The organism is Vibrio sp. 10N.261.52.A1 (genome assembly GCF_002876325.1).
Lineage (GTDB): Bacteria > Pseudomonadota > Gammaproteobacteria > Enterobacterales > Vibrionaceae > Vibrio > Vibrio chagasii.
Genome location: NZ_MCYD01000489.1, coordinates 1 through 294, shown reverse-complemented (window position 1 = coordinate 294; position 294 = coordinate 1). Strand labels below are relative to the sequence as shown.

1 protein-coding gene is annotated in these 294 nt (G+C 36.1%); it reads left to right on the top strand.

What is annotated here, in order from left to right; translation table 11 throughout:
* Positions 1-5: 5 nt before the first annotated feature.
* Complete coding sequence (locus BCT81_RS05655; RefSeq protein ID WP_102423471.1) at positions 6-263, top strand: hypothetical protein; 258 nt, start codon at positions 6-8, stop codon at positions 261-263.
* Positions 264-294: the final 31 nt, after the last annotated feature.

The window sequence follows — 294 nt, the reverse complement described above, 5'->3', positions numbered from 1 at the left end:
CCGATATGTCATTACAAAAAAAACAACCCAAAGTATCGCTGAACATTAAAATTCCATCAGAGTTAGATTTTCGCCTAAAACGAGCGAGAAAAGCAGCGCGTGCTCAGGGCTTAATGTTTAACGTATCTCAAGAAGTTGAGAAGTTTCTTGAGAAGGAAATAAAGAAAGTGGAACGCCAACTATCAATCGATGAAGAGATTAAGAATAACCTCGAGGATCTTGGTGGGCTTAATATAGATAAAATGATGAAATCAATGGATTAATCAAAACACTAGCGTATTGATTAAGGTGATT